The following is a 20119-nucleotide window of genomic DNA, read 5'->3' on the forward strand; positions in this document are numbered from 1 at the left end:
TTCATCTGGATGACATGGTTGTCATGTTCCCGCCCGCAGGTTGGGCACGCTTGCCAAAATCCCTCCGAAATAGAGACCATTCACTGGAATGTTCTCGAGCGACGGGTGTTCAAGTCAACGGGCTTCGGTGTAGGATCGCCCATGGAAATCAGGAGAGATGGATGAGCAAATTTGCTATCAGGCTTTTGACCCTGGCAATGTTTTCGATCGCCCTGGTCGCGGCGCCCGTGGTCACCAAGGTGTACGCCGCGCCCGACAACGAAGCGCCTCCGCCCTCCTCGACCAAGTCGAAGAAGAAAAAGAGCAGCGAAGTCAGCCCCAGCGTCGAGTATGCGGCATTCGCCAAGGGTTATCGCGCGGCCTACGCCTCGATCTATGATCGCGAGGACTATGCTGGCGCGATCGAGCAGTTGAAGGCGCTCGGTCACGACGACAGCGCCGCCGTCGCCAATCTGATTGGCTACTCCTATCGCAAGCTCGGCGACTACAAGGTCTCACAGATCTGGTACGAGCGCGCGCTGAAGGCCGACCCGAACCACGTTAAGACCTGGCAGTATTATGGGCTGTGGCAGGTCGAACAGGGCAACCGCGATCAGGCACAATATCACCTGAACCGAATCGCCGCGCTCGCCGGCACTAACAGCGAAGAATACCGCTCGCTCGCCGCGGCGCTCGAAAAGCCGCCCGGCACCGGCCTCGTCTACTGAGTTCGGCAATCCGAATTAGCCGGCGCAGACCTTCCGGGTTTGCGCCGGTTTTGTTTTAGCCCTGCTCTCACTTCATCATCGTCTGCGCCTCGTCCCGGAATGCCTGACGCGAAGCGTCGCGCGAATAGAACATGTGGCCGCCCCGATAGACCACGAGCTTCACGCGCTCAGGCGAAGCGTAGGGCGGCAGCTGGTCGAGCAGGATCTTGGAGCCGAAATACGGCGTGGCGAGATCGAACAGGCCGTGCGCCACCAGCACCTTCAGCTTTGGATCGAGCGCGAGAATCTGCCGCAGTTGGGAGATCGACTCGGGAGGCGAGAGGCCGCGGCCGAAATCCCAGGCTCGTCCGACCGCGCCGTTGAGTAGCTCGTAAGAACCGTCGGGCCGCCAATTCAGCTTGCGCGTGGTGAGATCGACCGCAGCACTGGTCAGCGGCGCTGCCAAGGGTTCGCCTGAGGGATCGCCGAAATGAAAGAAGCTCGAATCCGGATAGGGATCGAAGCCTGAGACTGAGGCGTCGTAGCGTCCGGTCACCTTGCCGTTCTTCCGGTCGAATTCACGGCGAAACTCGGGAACTTCGAAACGCCCGGACAGCCTGCGGCTCACAGCCTGATCGATCCCCGTCAATGCCGCCACCTTGTCGGCAAGGCGCGTTGTCGCCTCGGCATCGGCCTCGCCTTTGATGAGATCGCTCAAGAATTCGCCGCGCGCGTAGCGTTCGACGTCGCCCATGTCGGCAGGGGTAACGGCGCCTTTTGCTTCGCGCGCCACCGCTGCCATGGTGGGAAGGCTCCGCACATATTGCAGGAGGCCGGAGCCTGAAAATTCACGGAAATCCAGCGCCGGCGAGACCAGGATAAGGCCCTTCACCCCGACGCCCTGCTGGGTCTGCAAATTGCGAACGATCTTCGGCCCGCGGATGCCGCCATAGCTTTCGCCGACGACAAATTTGGGTGACAGCAGCCGGTTGGATTTTTCCAGCCAGCGGCGGATCGTCAACGCGATCGAACTGACGTCGCCGTCGACCGAGAAAAATCGCTTGCGAACGTCCTCGCCGGTCGCGATGAAGCGGCTATAGCCGGTGCCGACCGGATCGAGGAAGACCAGATCGGTAAAATCCAGCCAGGTTTCGGCATTCGGCTGGAGGTCGGGCGAAGTCGAAGAACTCACCGCGTCTGCGTTGATGGCCAGCCGCCAAGGTCCGAGACCGCCGAGTTGGAGCCAGGCGGAGGACGCGCCCGGCCCGCCATTAAAGACAAATGTTACAGGTCGGGTGAGCGGATCGGCGCCATCCAGTTGATAGGCCGTGTAGGCGATGTCGACTTGCGGCTCGCCCTTATCGTTGAACAGGCGGATCGAACCTGCGGTGGCGGCGAAGGCGAGCGTGCGCTCGGGAAGCACGAGCGCTTGTTTTGTCGTGGAATCCGGTGGCAGACGATGTTGCTCGGCTGTGGACGGCGAAGCCGGGGTGGCGGCGGCACGTTCGCCCGTTGCAGCGGATTTCTGACCCGGAGGCGTTGCTGTGGGCTGAGGCGGCTGCGGCGCATCCTCGGCGCGCGCACTCGCCAGCATGGCAAACGCGAGAAGCGCAAACGCGAAGCGCGCATGGCGCTGCGTGGCGAAAGGATTAGCCATGTCCATTCTTCTCCTGCTTCCCGCGACCAACCGGATACCGGCTCGTTTACCGCACGAGACCGGCATTCCGGGCCGTCGCAGCTTCTTGCGCAAACCTGCGACAGCTCCGCATCGTTCGCAACAGCTAGAGATTGTCGGCAATCACGATTCCGCTAACGCCTCGTCGCCTACTTGCCTTCCAGCGTATGGACCGGTTCCCAATCCAAACCCGGTGGATGGCTTACGAACGCACGAGCCCGGCTAAGAAACAGCGCAGATGCCTTATCGATAGCGGCGACGCGCTCGAAGCATTTTGTAGCAGCATTGAATTCACGTATCCGCCAATGCGCGAGCCCCTCGGCGTAGGCGGCGGCAGACGCAACCTGCTGCGGCGTCTCCTGCCCCGCCACCGCAAGCAATTCGTAGACCTTTACCGGGGCGGAACGTCCCTGCACACGGATCGCGTCAAGTTCGCGCCACGTGAATGTCGATCCCGTGAGCGCCACTGTCATTTCCGAGCCGACGATCGTGGTGCCGTAATACTTGTTTGCACCCTCAAGCCGCGACGCGAGGTTCACCGCGTCGCTCATCACGGAATAGTTGAAGCGCCGCCGCGAGCCGATGTTGCCGACCAGCGCCTCTCCGGAATTGAGTCCCATTCGGTGCGCCACCTCGTAGCCCTTAAAGGCAGCCGAGCCTTGATTAAGTTCGTCGAGACGTGCGCGGCAACCGAGCGCTGCGTGCGCCGCATTGCTGGCGTGGTCGCGATCGTCGGCCGGCGCACCGAACACCGCGACAATCGAGTCGCCGATATATTTATCAATATAGCCGCCGTTGCTTTCGATGATGTCGGTCATGGCGGAGAGGTACTCGTTCATGAACGTAACCAGGTCCGCCGGCGCCATTTTTTCAGAGATCGATGAAAAACCGACCAGATCCGAAAAGAACACGGTGACGTCGCGGGTCTCGCCGCCCAGTACAGGCAGTTTTTTGGACGCCAGCATCTTGTCGATCACCTGCGGCGCGAGATAGAGCGCGAAACTCTTGCGGAGCAGCCGTTCGCCCTTGTCCGCAACGACCAGACGATATGCAACGATCGCGATCATCGAAGAAAGCCCGGCGAGAAGTGGCTCGCTTAGCGGCAGCGCCAGCGACCGCGTAAATGCAAGCGTTGCAAAGCACGTCCAGATCGCGACCATGCCGAGATAGACAATCGCGGCGGCACCCGGCGTCAACATTCGTGCCGCGAGTGCGGCCAGCGCGGCGAAAGCGATGCCGATGATCGCCGTCGGCAAACGGCCGGGTTCGACAACGGCGTCTCGATTCATCAGGTTATGGACGGCCGTCGCATGAATATATACGCCGGCGATCGAACTGCGTTTGAATTGCCCGGCGGCCGGCTGCGCCGGCGGCAGCGCGCAACGCGGCGACCGAGATCCATCGAGCCCCGTCGCAAAGCGCTTGGAGGTGAGTTTTCGGTCTTCGGAATCAAGCAATGCGCCGAAGATAACGATCTTGCCGGAGAATTCGCGATGGAAAAATTCCGCGTTTTTACTCTCGACGCAGGCGCGAAGGTCGGCGAACGAAAAGGTTTGAATATCATTGGCGCCACCCTCGAAATTGAGGGTCAGCGTATTCGGCACCGCGCTCGGAATGAGATAACCGGCGAGTGTCACGCTTCCGTCGCCGGACAGCACTGGTTCGGTGTTGAGTGCGCGCGATGCCAGCTCGAGCGCCATCGAGGGTATCGGCTTCCCGTCGCCCGGGAACGTCAGCGGTACTCTGCGCATCACTTCGTCGGCGTCTGAATATATATTGAGCGGACGGATGTTCTTCTGCTGACCCACCGCGATTCGTTGTCCGGCCGAAGGCCGGATCGACCCGTTGCCGCGCAAGATTTCGCCCAGCACCACCTTGCCGGCAGAAGATCCCTTCGCAAGAGATCGAAGGAAGTTCCGGTCGAAACCGCGCATTCGCGCGCCCAGCAGATCGTCACCGAAAGGGATCTCGGATTGTTCGATCGACGTCGGAAATACGACGTCGAATCCTACGACCTTCGCCCCGCCGTCGATGACCGCATCAAGGACCCGACCGACCTCCGGGGTCCAGGTCAGGGTTGGCGAGCCCTTGAAGGGTGGGGTTTCGTAAGTCTCCTCGTCAATTGCGATAACGGCAACCGGTGTCGCGGCCGCATCATGGCGCGAGCCAAATAGCTCCCACCGTAGTGCGGTGAGAGCGTCGATCGACCAGCCATGGATGAAGCCGAAAGGCGGCAGGACAAAAGCAAGGCCACACGCCAGAGCGACGAGAACGATCGCGACTGCATCTCGTCTAACGGCGCGGCTCATAGCGGTATCTGGGTTGTCGTCCCGGCTTGCCTACTCCATACGCACGAGGCGGCCAATGATCGGGGTCGGACCCGGTCCGGCCCCCGGGTCGACCAGGAAGACAGCCCTTCGTGAGCCCAGGCTTGCCGCGTAAGTACCGCCCGGTTTCAAGGCCGTGCCGTTTTTGGCAAAGTCGTAGAACTTGCCTCGTACCACCGATGCCGGGGTGAGGCTCACATCGTACCGCTCGCCCTTCACATCGAGCCGTTCAACGAGCAGCTTTCCGCGGCCGGTGGTTTCGATAACAGGCGAAAGGCCATAGAGCGTAAGCTGCGGCGGCATCGAGCCCTTTGCACCCAAGCTGCGGACCGCCATCGCTGCGCTTTCGCCGACTGCACGATTGATCGGGCGCGAATTGCCGGAGTCGCAATCTACCTTGTCGGCCTTGACCTCGCCGAGATGAACCATGCTCTCTTCTGCGCCTACGATAACCGTTCCGATTCCGGTAATCGTCTCGCGGCGGCAGGATTTCATGTAACCGAGCACGACCGTGCCGGCCTGACCCAACTTGATGACTTTTCCGGGAATGACATAGTCCATGAACTCGGCGCCGGTAACTGCGCCTTGAACCTCTTCCACGACTGCGACCGGTGTCTGCGCTGCAGCTAGCCCTGTAAAACTGACGAAACCAACAACCGCGGCGAACATACGTTTCATTCAAAAACCTCAAAGCTTCGGGTATTTTATGCGTGCTTTTGCGCCGCCGCCGAACCCTGAAATTGCTCGATCAGAATCCAACGCCGCTGATGGTGTGATGCCGATAAGGTGCAGGTCAAGGCCCCGGGCCCCCTTCTGTTTACCAAGGCGGGACATGACAGGCGGGCCGGTTGGATTAGTCGCCTGAAAGTGTGGTTTGGTTCATCTCGACAATGACCGCCAAGGTCGTATAGACGACCTCTGCGCACCCGCTCCCACCAGCGCCCATACGAGCCCGCGATCCCATGTCCAGTCCCCAGCGATATAACCGTATCGCCTTTGTCGCGAGCCCAGGCGCGGAGGCCCAGCAGGCGCTCGCCCAGCTGGTCGAGCTCTACGGCAACCATGATCCCGCTGATGCCGATGTCGTGGTGGCGCTCGGCGGCGACGGATTGATGCTGCAAACGCTGCACCAGCATATGCGGTCGGACAAGCCGATCTACGGCATGCATCGCGGCACCGTCGGTTTTCTGATGAACGAGTTTAGTTCACACGATCTGCACGCCCGTCTTGCGGCCGCGCGCGACACCATGATTCATCCGCTGCTGATGCGCGCTACCGACGTGCACGGCGTCGTGCACCTTCATCATGCCATCAACGAAGTCTCGCTGTTTCGCCAGACCCATCAGGCGGCGCGCTTGAGGATCCTGATCGACGAGCGCGAACGCATGGCGGAGCTGATCGCCGACGGCATCATGGTGGCGACGCCTGCGGGATCCACCGCCTATAACCTTTCGGCACAGGGTCCGATCCTGCCGATCAACGCCGCGCTGCTGGCGTTGACGCCGATCAGCGCGTTCCGGCCGCGGCGCTGGCGCGGCGCCCTGCTCCCCAATACCGCCTATGTGGTCATCGAAGTGCTCGAGGGCGAAAAACGCCCGGTCGCGGCGGTGGCCGATCACGACGAGGCCCGCGATGTCCGCCGCGTCGAGGTGCTTTCCGACAAGACCATTTCGATGCGGATGCTGTTCGACCCCGGCCACAGCCTGGAAGAGCGCATATTGAGCGAGCAATTCGGGTACTAATGCTCTTCGTCGTCCCCGGTGAACGCCGGGACGACCCACTTGCGTTGCACGGCTCTCCCCGCGTGCCGCTCGCAACCATTCGTTAACCGACGCCACGATATGGTTAACGCCGGTATACCGTTTCCAGCGGTACACCTTCGGGGCCGGGCCATGTTTCGCATCGATTTCAACAAGCTGCGATTTCTTGTGTGCGACGACAATCCGCATATGCGGCGCATCTTGCGGACGCTGCTGCATTCGTTCGGCGCCCGCGAGGTCTATGAATCCGAAGACGGCGCGACCGCGCTCGAAATGTACAGCCACTATGTTCCGGATATCGTCATCACCGACTGGTCGATGCCGATTTTCGACGGCCTCGAACTCGCGCAGATGATCCGCCAGCCGGAATCCAAGGGTAACCCTTTCGCGCCGATCATCATGTTGACCGGCCATTCCGAGAAGCGGCGCGTCACCGTGGCGCGGGATGCCGGCGTGACCGAATTCCTCGCCAAGCCGATCTCGGCCAAGGGACTCTATCAGCGCATTCTCAACGTCGTCGCCAATCCGCGCCCTTTCATCAGGACCAAGACCTATTTCGGCCCGGACCGCCGGCGCAATACTGGCAATACCTATAGCGGCCCCGAGCGCCGCGTCGGTGGCGAGGTGGAAATTCTTCAGCAACCCTCGCTGCTTGATAAGGCCCGGACCCCCGTCTAGCGCAAGCCGCAAGGAAACCATCATGGCGAAAGACAAGCCCGGGCCGATCCAGATCGAGAGCTTCGCCGACCATCACGTGATTACGCAGCCCAACCCCCTGCGCAAGGTGCTGCGGCGCGTCGACCAAAAGGATATCGACGATCCCGTTGCGCGCGCGGAAAAGGCGCTGGCGGGCCTGTCAGGCGAGTTCAAAAGCTGGATGACGATCGAGGCCGGCCGGCTCTCCGCCGCCCACGCCGCCATTCTCAAGCAGGGCTTTACGCGCCTCGCCTGCGAAGAGCTGTTTCGTGCCGCCCACGACATCAAGGGTGACGCCGCCACCTTCGGATTCCCATCCGCCGGCGCCGCCGCCGAGAGCCTCTGCAGGATCATCGAGCACGCACCCAATCTTGGGGAGGTGCCGTCCGACCTGATCGCGCATCACATCAACGCTATCCAGGCCATCGTCCGCGAGCGCACCAAGCCCGATACGATCAGCATGGCCCACGAATTGAGCCGGCAGCTGCGCGGCGTCGCCGATGAATATCTCATGCTCGCCAATCGCGACCGCCCCGAGCACCTCGAAGCGATCCTCGCCCCGAGCATCGCGCCGGGCGAATAGGCAGAGAAAATCTTTCAGCATGTCGTCCCCGCGAACGCGGGGACCCATACGCCGTGCGGGTGACGATACGGAAAGTGGTAGTGCCCTTGGAGCGTCTCGTCGCAACAACGCTCGCCTGGGGTCCCCCAAAATTCGCGGGGACGACGTGCGAGTGGTGCATTGACTAAGCCGCGATCAGCTCGTGCTGCATCGGTGCTGCGGCCTCTTCAGCCACCAGCTCGGCGCAGAACATGCGGGCTTCCTCGCGCGCCGACTCGGTCGCAAAGCGCCGCAGCAGGATCAACAGCGGCTCGGCGGCCTGCCGATCGGTCTCGCAATGCGTTAGCACGCGTTCAACCATACGGCGGCGCAATCTTGCCGCGCCTCCGGCGGTGTCGACATATCCGGTTTCATGGCTGACTTCGAGCGCCACCCGGAATGCGGCGAAGGTCGATTCCGGCAAGCCTGCGCGTATCAACAGCGCCTGCAGGCTGGCTCCGCCGCGATCGTGCAGCAGGGCGGCGACGCGGGCCTGCGGCAGACCCGACAATTCCGATAACGCGGAATCGAAAAGTTCGAGGTTGCCCGACAACAGCGCGCGCAGGATCAGTCCAGCAGTCAGCTTTTTGGTGGCGCGCAGATGCCGCACCAGGCCGCGCATGTCCTCGCCGCGCGAGCGCGCCGCTATGTTTACGGTCGAGCGGTCGCGCGCTTCGCTGGCGATCCGCCCTGCCCGATCGGCGCTCAGCCAGTTCCGGGCGACAACGAACTGCGCCAGCGTATCCGACAGTTTTGCAACCAGCGCGACCCGCGTCGCGGCGGGCAAGTCTTCCAGCACCAGCATCGATTCGCGGATCGCGGCGAGATGGCCATGGCGTTCGACGATGCGCTCCCATGAGAACGGCGCGAGCTCAGCATCGGCATTTTCGATCAGCTCAAGCGCCGCCGAGGGCGTGCCGACTTCGGCGATTGCGGCGCAGACGGAGGCCGGCAGATGCATGCGGCGGGCGATGGCGCATTGCATCTCGCAACTACCGGTCGCGACGAGGTCGACGAGGTCGGCGTCAATCAAAAGCGGGGAATGTTCGAGCAGCGGAAGCGCCACCGAGGCCTGGTCGAGCGACAGCGCCTGTACGATGGCCGCGGGCGCGTCCGCGCTGCGCGCGAATACTTCGGCCATGGCCTGGCGCACCAGCGGAGACGGGTCATCAAGCAGCATCAGCAGCGCGCCTTCGGCCGCAGCGCGATCATCTTCCGTGAGGTCCGAAATCAGCCAGGCTCGCGCCAGCGCCCGCGTTGCTTCTGCCCGCTCGCCTGCCGGAGCGGTCCTGATCCAACTGATGAACTGCCGAACGATCATTGCCCTGCCGGCTTACGCAACCTGAGCGACATCATGAGCCGATGCCCAATGCATAGAAAATAAACCACGACGCTTAACAAAGCGTTCACCATAACTGCCTGGTTTTATTGACGTTTGGTTAAGGGCTGCAGGGTGGGCTTCTTCATGCAGCGCCTCATCCCCGCGTAACGGCTTCGCCGTTATCGCTGGAGAGCCGCGCACCGCGCGGCGTCTCGAAGGATGTCCACGGCCTCATGGTTCGAGACGGCGCATGAGTCACCATGAGGAACTAGCTGCTGAAGATGCCGGCGCGGTCGCTGAAGAGATCGAGCGGTCGCGGTGCGCGGACCTCGGGCGTTTGCGTCAATGACGAGTTGGCGCTCGCAACCGAAGTCAGCGACGACGAGTTGCCCCACAATTCACGAACGGTCGATGAGATCGGCTGCGTTCGCTCGCCAGCCTGAAACAGCGAGCGAAAGACCGGATCGCTCGCCGGCGAGGTGTTGGTCGTTGTCGATGCGAATGCCATGGTGACCGGCGTGACCGGCCTGACATTCGGGAAAGCCGACAGATAGGCTGCATTGTCGATCGCCGGTCCCGCGCCGGCGAGCGTCACGCTTGCCGGCGTGTCGCCGACCGACGCTATCGCGGTCCGCGTCGCCGATGAATTGGCGGCGCTGGCGTAGCGCGAGGTCAGCACCGAATAGACCTCGGAGACGCTGCGCGCCCGCCCACTATCCTCGAAAAAGATCGAACGGTTCGCCGCGGCGGCGTTCGGAAACAGCTGCGCGCCGGAAGCCTGTGGGTTGTCCTCGGCATTCGAGATCAGCTTGGCCGCGCCGCCGACGCCCATGAAGTGCGCCATATAGAGTTCGCCGTCGGTCGGACGGCGACCGATCTTGCCGGTGAGCTTGAAACTGTTGGACTGGGTTAGAACGGCCGCCATCGACGAGGCGGCGTCGGGATCGTCGCGCAGCTTCATGATGGCCGTCCGTGCGGCGGGATCGTTCACCGAATACTGTCCGGACGGGGATTTGCCGATGGCGTCAGCGTATTTGCCGTAGCCGAGCTGCGTGCCGGCTTCCTTCACCGTGCCAAGCCAGGTCTGATCGATGAACTGAAAAAGCCCGCGCGCCGACGAGGTCGAGGCGGCTGCCTTCGGGTTGAAATTGGATTCCATCTTCGCGGTGGCGAGCAGATATTCGAAGCTGGTGCCGGTCGTGTTGGCGGCCTGCTTGATCGCACCGGCAATCCGCGCGCGCGATGCATGGACACCTGCCGTTGCCGTGGCGTTTGAAGTGTCGACCGACATATATTGGTGCCCCGCTCCTCGCGAAACGCCCGCCTGGCCTTACAGCGCGCACAATTGCGCCCCTGCCGCTGTTACACTGCGGCGATTATGGTTAATGGGGAGTTAAGGGATGTGCGACCACCGGCACTCCAGGATGCGCCCCTTGGCGCGGGTCCCGGAATCTGGAGATGACAGCGCGAGATGCCGGGTTCGCGCGGAGCCTGTCATCGGGCCGCGCTTTGCGCGGACCCGTTGACGCGCCCCGGAATCAGGAAATTATTCGCGATAGACTTTCGCGGGATCAAATACCCTATCCGCGTCCACAAACGATAATCGCGCCCCGCCCTCGCCTCCCGTCACCTTGCGGTAGAAGCACGAGCGACGGCCGGTGTGGCAGGCCGCACCCGTTTGCTCGACCCGGATCCAGACGGCGTCCTGATCGCAATCCATCCGCATCTCGAGCACGCGCTGGGTCTGACCTGAAGTCTCACCTTTTCGCCACAAAGCATTGCGCGAGCGGCTGAAGTACCAGGCTTCCCCACTTGCAATGGTCTTGCGCAAGGCCTCGTCGTTCATGTGCGCAACCATCAGCACGTCGCCGCTCACGGCGTCGGTTGCTACACAGGTGACGAGCCCCGAGCCGTCGAATTTGGGGCGGAACGCCAGCCCTTCCTCGATGTCGTTGCTATCGGCCGATGCGGACACGGGCAATCCTCGCTAATTCAAGCGAGGCGAGCGCTTAGCGCTGCGGCCCTCGCACCATGGACAGGAAGCGCGCCTGCTCCGCAGGATTATCGCGGAACATGCCGGTAAAGCGGCTGGTGAATGTCATCGCGCCATGCTTGGCGACGCCGCGCACCGACATGCAGGTATGCTCCGCCTCGATCATCACTGCAACGCCACGGGGCTTAAGAATTTCGTCGATCGCGGCCGCGATCTGGGCGGTCAGATGCTCCTGGGTCTGCAGCCGGCGCGCGAAGATATCGGTCAGCCGCGCCAGCTTCGACAATCCCACGACCCGCTCGACCGGCGTATAGGCGATATGCGCCTTGCCGTAGAACGGCATCATGTGATGCTCGCATTGAGAGGTGAATTCGATGCCGCGGATCAGCACGAAATCGTCATAGCCTGCCGTCTCGCCAAAGGTGCGATTGAGTACCTCGGCCGGACACTGATGATAGCCTTGATAAAGTTCGTCGTAGGCTTCGACTACCCGGCGCGGCGTATCCAACAGCCCCTCGCGACCGGGGTTTTCGCCGATGTAGCTGAGTAGCGTCTCCACCGCGTGCTCGGCTTCGGCGCGCGACGGACGCGGCTGATCGGCGCGAACGGCAGCGGCCAGAAATTCGGAAGGGTCGAGTTCGGCGGGACGACCTTCCGGAATCTTTGCCTCGGAGGGTCTCATATCGGAAGGCTTCGCGTCGGAAGGCTTCGCGTCGGAAGGCTTGGCGGGGCGTAGGGGTTTGATCAATGCGTCCATCTTAACTCCGTTCGACCGGTCTCACATGGACCGGAGTGTCACCGGCAGACGGGGCGGTTTGCCGCCGGACGCCTGAGTTCAACAATCCTAACACCATAGCGCGCGAATTGGCTTCTATTTAGGCCGCCTAAGGGAAACGGGCCGGACTGTATTTCCGCCATTTCAAACCATATATAGGCTTGGGTGTCGCGGCCGCCAAGGGCGATCGCGCCGGGAAGCCGAGACCTCAATGCTATGCTGAACGACATTTACAACAAGCGGATCATCGAACTGGCCGGCAATATACCCCGGCTCGGACGACTTCCCGCCCCGGACGCCAGCGCCACGGCGCATTCCAAGCTGTGCGGTTCGACCGTCAAGGTAGACCTCAAGATGGAAGGTCCCGTGGTCACGGACTTTGCCCATGATGTGAAGGCCTGTGCACTCGGCCAGGCCTCGTCCTCGATCATGGCCCGTCATGTCGTCGGCTCAACGGCGAGCGAACTGCGCGAATTGCGCGAGGCCGTTCGCAAGATGCTCAAGGAAAACGGCAGCCCGCCGCAAGGCAAGTGGGCCGATATCGCTCTGCTCGAACCTGTACGCGACTACAAGGCGCGGCATGCCTCGACGATGTTGACCTTCGATGCCGTGGTCGACGCAATCGGTCAGATCGAGGCAAAGGCGAAAGAGCCGGTATCGGCGCAGGGGTGACGGACAGTGTTGGACACGCTGGCGCCATGCCCGTGGAAGCCGGCATGCAGTATTCGGTGAATTCGCGACTGATCAAAATCAGCGCGGGCATACTGGATCATCCGCTTTCGCGGATGATGAGGTCGTTTGCTGGAGAGAGTTACCGCTACTGCTGTTGCTGAGCCGGAGGCGCTGCGGCGACGCTGCCGGTCGGAACGGCAGCTTCGGCGGTCTTGGTCGATTTAGACGGCTGCGAGCTTGCCTCAGTCTCCATCGCTTTACCGACGAAGCGATCCTGAACCGGCTTTGCCGCGACGTTAGCGACCGGCACGTTCGCGTTATCCATCTGCGGAAGTACTTCGGCAATAGCGTCCGTGGTCACGAGATTGGTCAGCCGCAATTCCGCCGGCGACAGCTGGTGCAGATCTTCCCAGGGCGGCACATTCAGCGCCAACGACAACAAATCGCCCGTTCCGCCCATGTCGAAGGTGTATTTGGCAAGGCGCCCGATGTCTCGTTCCACGATCATCAGATCCTGCGCGGTGTAGCTTGCGGCCTTGGCATCATCGGCACGGTCGCCCATCCAGATCTGATGCACTCTGACGCGCGCAGCTTCGGGCACGTAACGCGCCTTGCCCGACAGCAGCAGGAACACGCACATCGACTCGCAATAGGCTTCCGGCTTGATGCTCGCACGATCGCCTTGCGCGGTGCGGGTCTGGACAGTGACGCCAACGGTGGTCATGGCCCCGAGACTGCGCCAGCGCCGCCCGAGCGCAATGGAATCGTTGACCGATCCGCCGCTGGAATCCAGCACGATGGTGGCACCGCCGAGCTGGCGTCCGCGCGCGAACTCATCGAATTCCCTCGGGCTGTCCGCCGTCACAAGGCCAACTGCGCTGACCCAGCCCCGGCAATTCGGCTGGCACGCGACCCAGCTGAATCTCATCGGCAATTTGCGTTCTTGGAGGGTAACGCCAGCGTGCGCCGAGCCGCCAAGCACGGCGATAGCGCCAGGCAACGTGATGCAAAGGGCGGCGGCGCCGAGCAGCATCCAGCCGCGAAAGTCGATCGACCTCATAAGCCTCAAGTTGGTTCCTTCCCCCAGGCCCGGATAGGAGCAGTGGCAATGGCCCCAGTTCAACGCCACATGATTCTGTCAGGCAAGCGCCATGAAAAGGGTAACCGTGCAAGGGGCTATCGTCCATAGAACCTTTGCTGCACTGTCGGCGAAAACACCGGATATTTGTCATGTGTGGCTCACATATCCGCGATCACGGGTTCCATGCCCAGGAACCGCGCAAATCTACGCACCTGATTTAAGCATGGCGCCTATGAAGCATTCATCCTCGCATTCATCGCATTGTCCCGCCTGCGCCAGCCTGATGCTGCGCCTGCCGCGCAATGCCGGCCGCGCCCTGATCTGGATCTACCGGCACACGCTGTCGCCGCTGGTCGGCTACAACTGCCGGCATCTGCCGACCTGCTCCGTCTATAGCGATGAGGCAATCGAACGTTTTGGATTGTGGGCTGGCGGGTGGATGACGCTCGCGCGCCTGCTGCGCTGCCAGCCTTGGGGCACATCGGGGATCGACAACGTGCCGCTCACAAAGCCGCCGGGCGCACGATGGTATCTGCCGTGGCGGTTCGGCCGATGGCGCGGAGTCAACGCGGCCTAGAGCGCGTCTGCCGCAGTCCTCAACAGCACCGTTCCCTAGCCAATGCGTCTGCTGGTGATGACCGATCGGACCGCGCTCAGGGTATCTGGATCGACAGCAGCAGGTTGGATTCGTAAGATCGCCACCGATAGCCGATTCCGAAATCGATCGGCTGGCTCCCCCTGAACAGCTCGGCGTATTTCGGCTGGTATCTTCCCGGAAATTCGGCAATCGGTCCGGCATAGCGGCCGAACGGAAAAAATCGCCATTTCTTCGGATCGTAATAGGCGAGCGGAATACCGGAATCGTCCTGGACGATGGTGGCGCTGTTCGCCAGTAGAAAATCCCGCACGGTCGTAAAGTTACCGGAGTGCAGCAGATAGGACGCGCTCTTGAGCAGGCTATTGGCGGGCGCCAGCATCCCGCAAAATTTCAGGAAGCCCGAGCTCCTGACGCCGCTATTTGAAAGGTCGGTGGAGAAATAATAGAGCGTCTTTTCCTGGTGATCGCTGCCTGCGAACACAATCCGCACGCCGCGCGTCGCTCTCCTGCCGGGATTTTCGTTTGCGAAATACGCCGCGCCTCTATCGTCGAGCGCAATCAAACTGACGTCGCGGATCGTTTTTCCCGAGCGCGCCAGCAAAACGTAAAGGATCGGCAAGGTGCCGCCGATCTGTCCGGCGCTCAGATCTGTCTTCATGTCTTTGGTGATGAAGAAGCTGAAACTTAAGATCGATGCCAGCGAGCGCTCGACGTTATAAAGCGTGAATCCGATGCCACCGTAGGGCAATCGCATGAGATCGGGTACCGAACCGACCGGCTCAAGCGCGCTCAGCACGTAGGTCGTCGCCTTCGGATAGAACGCGTCGGCGTAGAGGAAGTCCGGACCGCTGAACATGTAAAACATTGTCGGCCGCGGCGCAGCCAGGTTGCTGTCCGCCCAAGCCCGGATTTTCGAAAGCTGGCGCTGCTCGAGCTGCCCGAAGGCGGAATCGAAAAATCTGGCGTGCCGCTGCCACGAAGGGTCTTTCGTCAGCGGCATTAGCGGTGAATTGGCAGACGGCAGCATCCCCGCGAGGAAGAGCGCAGTGTCGTTCGCAGTCACGACGTCGGCGGCGCGCGCAGCCATCGCGGTCGCGAGGAACACGATTGCAGCGAGGGCCGCAATTTTCACGGGCTGGAGCATCTCTAGTCGCGGCTGGATGATGCGGTCGTAGAGCGCAGATCGGCCCGATTGCGGAAAAGTGCGTAAATCAAAAGGCCGGCAATCATGATCAAGGTACCGAGAAACGACTGCAGCGCCCGCTCCGTCAAAAGATAGTACATCATGAAAGCGGTCACGAGCAGGAAAACCGCCGGAGTTATCGGGTATCCCCAGGCGCGATAGGGCCGCGGCAGGTCGGGCTGGGTGATGCGCAGCTTGATGACGCCGAGCACGGTGAAGAACGAACAGAACAACAGCGCAAACTGGATGAAATCCAGCACCGCCTCGAAACTGCGGGTGAACAGCATCAGGCTGGCGACCGCGAGCTGGAAGAGGATGGCATAGACCGGCGCGCCGCTGTTCGATTTGCGGGCGAATACCCGCAACGCCGGGATGTCCTCGCCCATGGTCATCATAACGCGCGGGCCGATCCACATCATCGCGCTAATGGAAGACACCAGTCCGATGCAGATCATGGCGCCGACGATGCGGCCGCCGACGTCGCCGAAAATATAGCTGCCGGCGACATGCGCGACATCGAGCTGGCCGGACAGCTTATCGATCGGTGTGGTGTGGAGGAACACCGCATTCAACGCCACGTACAGCACGAGAACGATCAACGTTCCCGCCAATAGGGCGCGCGGCAGGTTTTGCTGCGGCATCCGCATCTCGCCGATGATGTAGGTCGCGGCGTTCCACCCCGAGAACGAATACATCACGAACACAAGGCCGATTGCGAACGGCGCGCTGGTGATCGTGGCGAAGTCGGAAATTGACGGCGTAAACGACACCGGCTGCGGCGTGCCGACCACAAATCCCGCAATCAGGAACGCGACGATCAGCACAACTTTCAAGATGGTCGAGATCAATTGAAACGTGCCGGAGTGCCTGACGCCGGTAAGCTGCACGATCGACACCAGCCAGACGACGCCAATCGCGAGTGTCAGCGGTGGAAAACCCGGAAGCACCGATCTGCCGTATTCCCCGAAAGCCATCGCGGCCAGAGCCACCGGTGCTGCAAACCCAACCGTCGCCGATACCCAGCCGGCCAGAAATCCGAAAGCCGGGTGATAGGCGCGGCTCAGGAAATTGTATTCGCCGCTAGAGCGCGGGAACATCGCGCCCAGCTCGCTGTAGGAGAAGGCGCCGCACAGCGCGACGATGCCGCCAACACCCCACAACAACAGGATCGAAAAGCCCGAGGGGATATCCCTGACCTGAAAGCCGAGGCTGGTGAAGACGCCGACGCCAACCATATCGGCTACGACGATCGCGGTGGCCACGATGACCGAGACTGTGGACCCACCTGCGGGGAGCTGGCCGGGCCACGCCGCGCTTCCCGTTCCTGTTGCCGCCATGTCTGGGTCCAAGGGTTGGGGGTCACGCCAGTGATTGTTTCATCGTGCAGGCTGCCCGCCTGCAATTCAAGCAATGTTAACAATGCCTTAAGTTTAGGCGGGAGCTTGGTATTTACACACCTTCAAACGGACACCAAGCCTCGAACAGCTGCGGGATTGCGAAAGGCTGGGGGCGTTCTCACAATCGCGACACGATTTCGTGTTTTCTGAGGCTGCCGGGAATGGGGAGTTTTCTCGGAAGCTTAGTCACCTCATCGCTAACGAGCTGACATACGCCGATCGCCGGCGGATATTGGGGCAGTAGGTGGATGATCGGGGCGATATTCCAGAGGCACGACTGCGCAGTCCCGGGGACGTCACCGGACGCGGCGCGGCATCCGCGGCCGGACGCCCCGAAACGTCGCGCCGGCTCTCATCGATTGCGCTGCATCGCCATCCTGTCGGCGTTTGTACCCCTATCGTTCATTCTCGTTCACTGCGGCAGGGCGCCGACCACGGGAATGCTGGCTGCCAATACGCCGGTCTCGGCCGGGGATAGTTTTGACGATCGTTTCCCGGCGCCCCAGTTCAAAGATCGTTTCCCGACCGAGAATGAGAGCTTCGTACAGCGGCAATTCCCTGACGCCGCGCGCAAGCGCACGGCCCAGCCGGAGGCCACCACCCCCTACCGGGTTGCATCCTTAGCACAAACAGTCTCTTACGAGCGTCCGGCCCGAGGGGATCAGACCACGCTGGTCGGCCTGAAATCTTCGGCGTTTCCCTATCTCGGCAACAATCCGCGCACCGACGAGCCGTTCCTGAACATTTCTAAGGGCGACCGCCGCGGCCACCGCAGTTACGGCGGCCGGGTCTATTGGCAGGACGAGACCTACAACGACAACCGCGTCCTGATGCATGTCCCGCAGAATTTCGATGTCCGCAAGCCAGGCGTCATCATCGTGTTCTTCCACGGTAACGGCGCGACGCTCGGGCGCGACGTGCGCGACCGGCAACTGGTGCCTCAGCAGATTTCGGATTCCGGCGCGAATGCCGTCCTGCTGGCGCCTCAGCTCGCGGTCGATGCCGCCGATTCCAGCGCCGGCAAGTTCTGGCAGCCCGGCGGGCTCAAACGCTTCGTGGACGAGTCAGCCGATCACCTCGCCCGTCTCTACGGCGATCCGCGAACAGCCAAGGACTTCGCGAACATGCCAGTCGTCATCGTCGGCTACAGCGGCGGCTTCATGCCGGCGGCCTGGAGTCTGGAAGTGGGCAGCCTCGGCAACCGCGTACGCGGCGTGTTCCTGCTCGATGCGGTCTATGGCGAGCTGGACAAGTTCGCATCATGGATTGTCAACAACCGGTCCGGCTTTTTCGTCAGCGCGTATACGCGTTTCACCAAGCGGCACGACCGCGAACTCATGCAGATGCTGAAAGACAAAGGCATCGCCATTTCAAATGATATGGACGGGCCGCTGCGGCCGGGCAGCGTGGTGTTCGTCGAGACCCCCGAAGGCGTGACGCACCGCGACTACGTCACGCGCGCCTGGACCGAAAACCCGGTCAAGGAAGTGCTGGTCAAGATGGCGGCAACGCCCGCGCTGACGAGAATGGCGGCAACCACCTCCTCGCCCGGGAGCCGGTAAGTTTGGGCGCTTCGCAAGCCCCGCTTCACCCTAACCTCCTCCTCATACATCAGCGGGATGCCCGACTACTTCGGCGGTTTGGGTATTTTCTGGGCGAAGCTGTTAAAGCATTTCAGCCGCTCGTCTTCTTCCTTGGTGAGACGGCAATCCGCGACAGCCTTCGCCGGAGGCGCCTTGGGATTTGGCTTGGGCGGGAAGATCTCGTCGTAGCAATTCAGCCGCTCTTTTGTTTCATCGTCGATCTCGAGACAGGCCTGCAACTTCACCGCAACCGATTGGGCCTTGGGCTTTGCAGCTTCGCCGCGCGGCTTTACCTGGACCAGCGGCTTTCCTCCGACGTTCGGCGGGCTGTCTTGGGCCATTGCCGCGGCCGAGTATAGGATGAGGACGAGCGCGAGTATGCTTCTCATGTCACTTCACTTCCGTTTTTGCCTGACGGGCTAAGGGCAATACAAATTTCGCGGGCTGAAGAAAAGCACGCGGCGCAAATCTTGTCGACGGTTTCGGTAGGGGCTTTCGCGTCAGCCGGCCGGCTCTGACGCGCGCCGTGGTTTGGTCAGGGTCACCGTGATCAGCGCCAGCCCGACAAAGGCCATCGCTATATAGCCGGCGCCGTGCAACAGCTCACGCGCAAATAGCACCGCGCCGATCGCCGAACCAACGGCTTGCCCAATATAGAGCACCGATGTGTTGAGCGACACCGACGCCGACGCGAGCGCAGGTGCAGCACCGACCAGCCGTACCTGCTGCATCGAAACGGTCGAGGCGAATCCCAATCCCCAGATCGCGACCGAGCTAGCCATCAGCGGGTAGCTGTTGGCGCTGAGCGCCCATCCAGTCACGCCGGTCAGCATCAAGGCCGTAAACAACAATGAAGTCTTGTAGGCGCCCCAGGAATCCACGATGCGCGTCGCGATCGCTACTCCGATAAAGCCGAACACGCCGTAGATCATGAATACCAACCCTACGGCGTCCGGAGTGGCATGCGTCAGCTTCGTCAGCAGTGGTCCCATGAACGTAAACACCACGAACTGACCGGACATCTGCAATGTCGTGATCGACAGCAAGAGAACGATCATGCGGTTGCGCCCGACGTCCGTCCAGGTCTTGAGGTCGACCGGTGCGCCGACCAATCCACCCGGCAGACGCCACGCCAGAAGCAGGAAACTGAAACAGCCGATCAAACCGATGCTGCCGTAAACCGCGCGCCAGCCGTAACGGCTGGCGATGAACGTGATCATCGGCAGGCCGATCGCAGCGGCGAGCGACCATCCGAGAAAGATATACGCGATAGCGCTGCCGCGTTTTTCCGCCGGCACGATCAGTGCGCCGGTGCCCGCCGCCTGCGGTGTATAGAGCGCGCCGACCGCCAGCATGATCAGGCGAATGATCAACAGACTGACATAATCGGGCGCAAACGCCGAGGCGACGTTGGCGAATGCGAGCACTGCCAGTGTCGCGGCGAGCAGGGTGCGGCGCTCGATCCGGCTGGTCAGCCACGCCGTCAGCGGCGAGCCGATGCACAGCACGATCGCGCCGAAGGTGATCAGCAGGCCCGCGTCGCCGATGGTGACATCAAGGCCGGAAGCCAGTTCGCTCAACATGCCCGCCGGCGCCAGCACGGAGCAGCCGGTGACGACATTTCCGAGCATCAAGGCGGTGGGAGCGAAGCGGCGTGCGGCTGGAACGCGTTCGGGCGAATTTTTCATGCAAATGCATCTAGACCGCTTCGGGATGAAATGAAAGAGTACGACGAACTATTTCGCAGCGCTCTGGCGGCCATCTGGCTCGC

19 protein-coding genes are annotated in these 20119 nt (G+C 61.8%); 7 read left to right on the forward strand and 12 right to left on the reverse strand.

The window, feature by feature from the left end:
* Nucleotides 1-161 precede the first annotated feature (161 nt).
* A complete protein-coding gene (locus N554_RS0102445) occupies nucleotides 162-707 on the forward strand; it encodes a tetratricopeptide repeat protein (protein WP_029582018.1) in 546 nt (181 codons plus the stop codon).
* A gap of 67 nt (nucleotides 708-774) precedes the next feature.
* On the opposite strand, the gene N554_RS0102450 is transcribed toward N554_RS0102445, so the two are convergent.
* From N554_RS0102450 to N554_RS0102460, 3 genes are all read right to left on the reverse strand, one after another.
* A complete protein-coding gene (locus tag N554_RS0102450) occupies nucleotides 775-2343 on the reverse strand; it encodes a S10 family peptidase (protein ID WP_029582019.1) in 1569 nt (522 codons plus the stop codon).
* Nucleotides 2344-2510: 167 nt separating this feature from the next.
* Nucleotides 2511-4670: an adenylate/guanylate cyclase domain-containing protein gene (locus N554_RS0102455; RefSeq protein ID WP_029582020.1), complete on the reverse strand. Its 2160-nt coding sequence runs from the start codon at nucleotides 4668-4670 to the stop codon at nucleotides 2511-2513.
* A gap of 30 nt (nucleotides 4671-4700) precedes the next feature.
* The gene (locus tag N554_RS0102460) at nucleotides 4701-5366 is read right to left on the reverse strand and encodes a hypothetical protein (RefSeq protein WP_029582021.1); all 666 of its coding nucleotides are present in this window, start codon (nucleotides 5364-5366) and stop codon (nucleotides 4701-4703) included.
* 284 nt (nucleotides 5367-5650) lie between these two features.
* Here N554_RS0102460 and N554_RS0102465 point away from each other — a divergent pair, with 284 nt between their 5' ends.
* From N554_RS0102465 to N554_RS0102475, 3 genes are all read left to right on the forward strand, one after another.
* Entirely contained in the window at nucleotides 5651-6430 is a 780-nt protein-coding gene (locus N554_RS0102465; protein WP_029582022.1) for an NAD kinase, read from the forward strand.
* 150 nt (nucleotides 6431-6580) lie between these two features.
* Entirely contained in the window at nucleotides 6581-7126 is a 546-nt protein-coding gene (locus tag N554_RS0102470; RefSeq protein ID WP_029582023.1) for a response regulator, read from the forward strand.
* Between the two features lie 22 nt (nucleotides 7127-7148).
* A complete protein-coding gene (locus tag N554_RS0102475) occupies nucleotides 7149-7727 on the forward strand; it encodes an Hpt domain-containing protein (protein WP_029582024.1) in 579 nt (192 codons plus the stop codon).
* A gap of 163 nt (nucleotides 7728-7890) precedes the next feature.
* Here the strand turns inward: N554_RS0102475 and N554_RS0102480 are convergent, their stop codons facing one another.
* From N554_RS0102480 to folE, 4 genes are all read right to left on the reverse strand, one after another.
* Nucleotides 7891-9066 carry a DUF2336 domain-containing protein gene (locus N554_RS0102480; protein WP_029582025.1) on the reverse strand — a complete coding sequence of 392 codons (1176 nt, stop codon included), beginning with the start codon at nucleotides 9064-9066 and terminating at the stop codon, nucleotides 7891-7893.
* 268 nt (nucleotides 9067-9334) lie between these two features.
* Nucleotides 9335-10357 carry a transglycosylase SLT domain-containing protein gene (locus N554_RS0102485; protein ID WP_029582026.1) on the reverse strand — a complete coding sequence of 341 codons (1023 nt, stop codon included), beginning with the start codon at nucleotides 10355-10357 and terminating at the stop codon, nucleotides 9335-9337.
* 255 nt (nucleotides 10358-10612) lie between these two features.
* On the reverse strand, nucleotides 10613-11041 hold the full coding sequence (gene hisI / locus N554_RS0102490; protein WP_029582027.1) for a phosphoribosyl-AMP cyclohydrolase: 429 nt from the start codon (nucleotides 11039-11041) through the stop codon (nucleotides 10613-10615).
* A gap of 34 nt (nucleotides 11042-11075) precedes the next feature.
* Nucleotides 11076-11816 (reverse strand): GTP cyclohydrolase I FolE, encoded by a 741-nt coding sequence (gene folE, locus N554_RS0102495; RefSeq protein WP_029582028.1) that lies wholly within the window; start codon nucleotides 11814-11816, stop codon nucleotides 11076-11078.
* Nucleotides 11817-12050: 234 nt separating this feature from the next.
* On the opposite strand from folE, the gene N554_RS0102500 reads away from it, so the two are divergent.
* A complete protein-coding gene (locus N554_RS0102500; RefSeq protein ID WP_029582029.1) occupies nucleotides 12051-12506 on the forward strand; it encodes an iron-sulfur cluster assembly scaffold protein in 456 nt (151 codons plus the stop codon).
* Nucleotides 12507-12651: 145 nt separating this feature from the next.
* Here N554_RS0102500 and N554_RS0102505 read toward each other — a convergent pair whose 3' ends face one another.
* A complete protein-coding gene (locus N554_RS0102505; protein ID WP_029582030.1) occupies nucleotides 12652-13575 on the reverse strand; it encodes a COG3904 family protein in 924 nt (307 codons plus the stop codon).
* 244 nt (nucleotides 13576-13819) lie between these two features.
* On the opposite strand from N554_RS0102505, the gene yidD reads away from it, so the two are divergent.
* The gene (gene yidD / locus N554_RS0102510) at nucleotides 13820-14164 is read left to right on the forward strand and encodes a membrane protein insertion efficiency factor YidD (RefSeq protein WP_029582031.1); all 345 of its coding nucleotides are present in this window, start codon (nucleotides 13820-13822) and stop codon (nucleotides 14162-14164) included.
* 76 nt (nucleotides 14165-14240) lie between these two features.
* On the opposite strand, the gene N554_RS0102515 is transcribed toward yidD, so the two are convergent.
* Both N554_RS0102515 and N554_RS0102520 read right to left on the reverse strand, forming a co-directional pair.
* Nucleotides 14241-15329 (reverse strand): hypothetical protein, encoded by a 1089-nt coding sequence (locus N554_RS0102515; protein WP_029582032.1) that lies wholly within the window; start codon nucleotides 15327-15329, stop codon nucleotides 14241-14243.
* 2 nt (nucleotides 15330-15331) lie between these two features.
* Nucleotides 15332-16705, reverse strand: a complete 1374-nt coding sequence (locus N554_RS0102520; protein WP_029582033.1) for an APC family permease — start codon at nucleotides 16703-16705, stop codon at nucleotides 15332-15334.
* Nucleotides 16706-17013: 308 nt separating this feature from the next.
* Here N554_RS0102520 and N554_RS0102525 point away from each other — a divergent pair, with 308 nt between their 5' ends.
* A complete protein-coding gene (locus N554_RS0102525; RefSeq protein ID WP_371259448.1) occupies nucleotides 17014-18327 on the forward strand; it encodes an alpha/beta hydrolase in 1314 nt (437 codons plus the stop codon).
* A 65-nt stretch (nucleotides 18328-18392) separates the two neighbouring features.
* Here the strand turns inward: N554_RS0102525 and N554_RS0102530 are convergent, their stop codons facing one another.
* Nucleotides 18393-18737, reverse strand: a complete 345-nt coding sequence (locus N554_RS0102530; RefSeq protein ID WP_029582035.1) for a hypothetical protein — start codon at nucleotides 18735-18737, stop codon at nucleotides 18393-18395.
* A 111-nt stretch (nucleotides 18738-18848) separates the two neighbouring features.
* Complete coding sequence (locus tag N554_RS0102535) at nucleotides 18849-20036, reverse strand: MFS transporter (protein WP_029582036.1); 1188 nt, start codon at nucleotides 20034-20036, stop codon at nucleotides 18849-18851.
* Nucleotides 20037-20119: the final 83 nt, after the last annotated feature.

The sequence above is a fragment of the Bradyrhizobium sp. URHD0069 genome, assembly GCF_000701345.1.
In the GTDB taxonomy this organism is placed as follows: domain Bacteria; phylum Pseudomonadota; class Alphaproteobacteria; order Rhizobiales; family Xanthobacteraceae; genus Bradyrhizobium.

Excerpts from the sequence above, each read along its gene's own strand:
- N554_RS0102445 (WP_029582018.1), top strand. The coding sequence starts at position 162 with ATGAGCAAATTTGCTATCAGGCTTTTGACCCTGGCAATGTTTTCGATC.
- N554_RS0102450 (WP_029582019.1), bottom strand. The coding sequence starts at position 2,343 with ATGGCTAATCCTTTCGCCACGCAGCGCCATGCGCGCTTCGCGTTTGCG.
- N554_RS0102455 (WP_029582020.1), bottom strand. The coding sequence starts at position 4,670 with ATGAGCCGCGCCGTTAGACGAGATGCAGTCGCGATCGTTCTCGTCGCT.
- N554_RS0102460 (WP_029582021.1), bottom strand. The coding sequence starts at position 5,366 with ATGAAACGTATGTTCGCCGCGGTTGTTGGTTTCGTCAGTTTTACAGGG.
- N554_RS0102465 (WP_029582022.1), top strand. The coding sequence starts at position 5,651 with ATGTCCAGTCCCCAGCGATATAACCGTATCGCCTTTGTCGCGAGCCCA.
- N554_RS0102470 (WP_029582023.1), top strand. The coding sequence starts at position 6,581 with ATGTTTCGCATCGATTTCAACAAGCTGCGATTTCTTGTGTGCGACGAC.
- N554_RS0102475 (WP_029582024.1), top strand. The coding sequence starts at position 7,149 with ATGGCGAAAGACAAGCCCGGGCCGATCCAGATCGAGAGCTTCGCCGAC.
- N554_RS0102480 (WP_029582025.1), bottom strand. The coding sequence starts at position 9,066 with ATGATCGTTCGGCAGTTCATCAGTTGGATCAGGACCGCTCCGGCAGGC.
- N554_RS0102485 (WP_029582026.1), bottom strand. The coding sequence starts at position 10,357 with ATGTCGGTCGACACTTCAAACGCCACGGCAACGGCAGGTGTCCATGCA.
- folE (WP_029582028.1), bottom strand. The coding sequence starts at position 11,816 with ATGGACGCATTGATCAAACCCCTACGCCCCGCCAAGCCTTCCGACGCG.
- N554_RS0102500 (WP_029582029.1), top strand. The coding sequence starts at position 12,051 with ATGCTGAACGACATTTACAACAAGCGGATCATCGAACTGGCCGGCAAT.
- yidD (WP_029582031.1), top strand. The coding sequence starts at position 13,820 with ATGAAGCATTCATCCTCGCATTCATCGCATTGTCCCGCCTGCGCCAGC.
- N554_RS0102515 (WP_029582032.1), bottom strand. The coding sequence starts at position 15,329 with ATGCTCCAGCCCGTGAAAATTGCGGCCCTCGCTGCAATCGTGTTCCTC.
- N554_RS0102520 (WP_029582033.1), bottom strand. The coding sequence starts at position 16,705 with ATGGCGGCAACAGGAACGGGAAGCGCGGCGTGGCCCGGCCAGCTCCCC.
- N554_RS0102525 (WP_371259448.1), top strand. The coding sequence starts at position 17,014 with ATGATCGGGGCGATATTCCAGAGGCACGACTGCGCAGTCCCGGGGACG.
- N554_RS0102530 (WP_029582035.1), bottom strand. The coding sequence starts at position 18,737 with ATGAGAAGCATACTCGCGCTCGTCCTCATCCTATACTCGGCCGCGGCA.
- N554_RS0102535 (WP_029582036.1), bottom strand. The coding sequence starts at position 20,036 with ATGAAAAATTCGCCCGAACGCGTTCCAGCCGCACGCCGCTTCGCTCCC.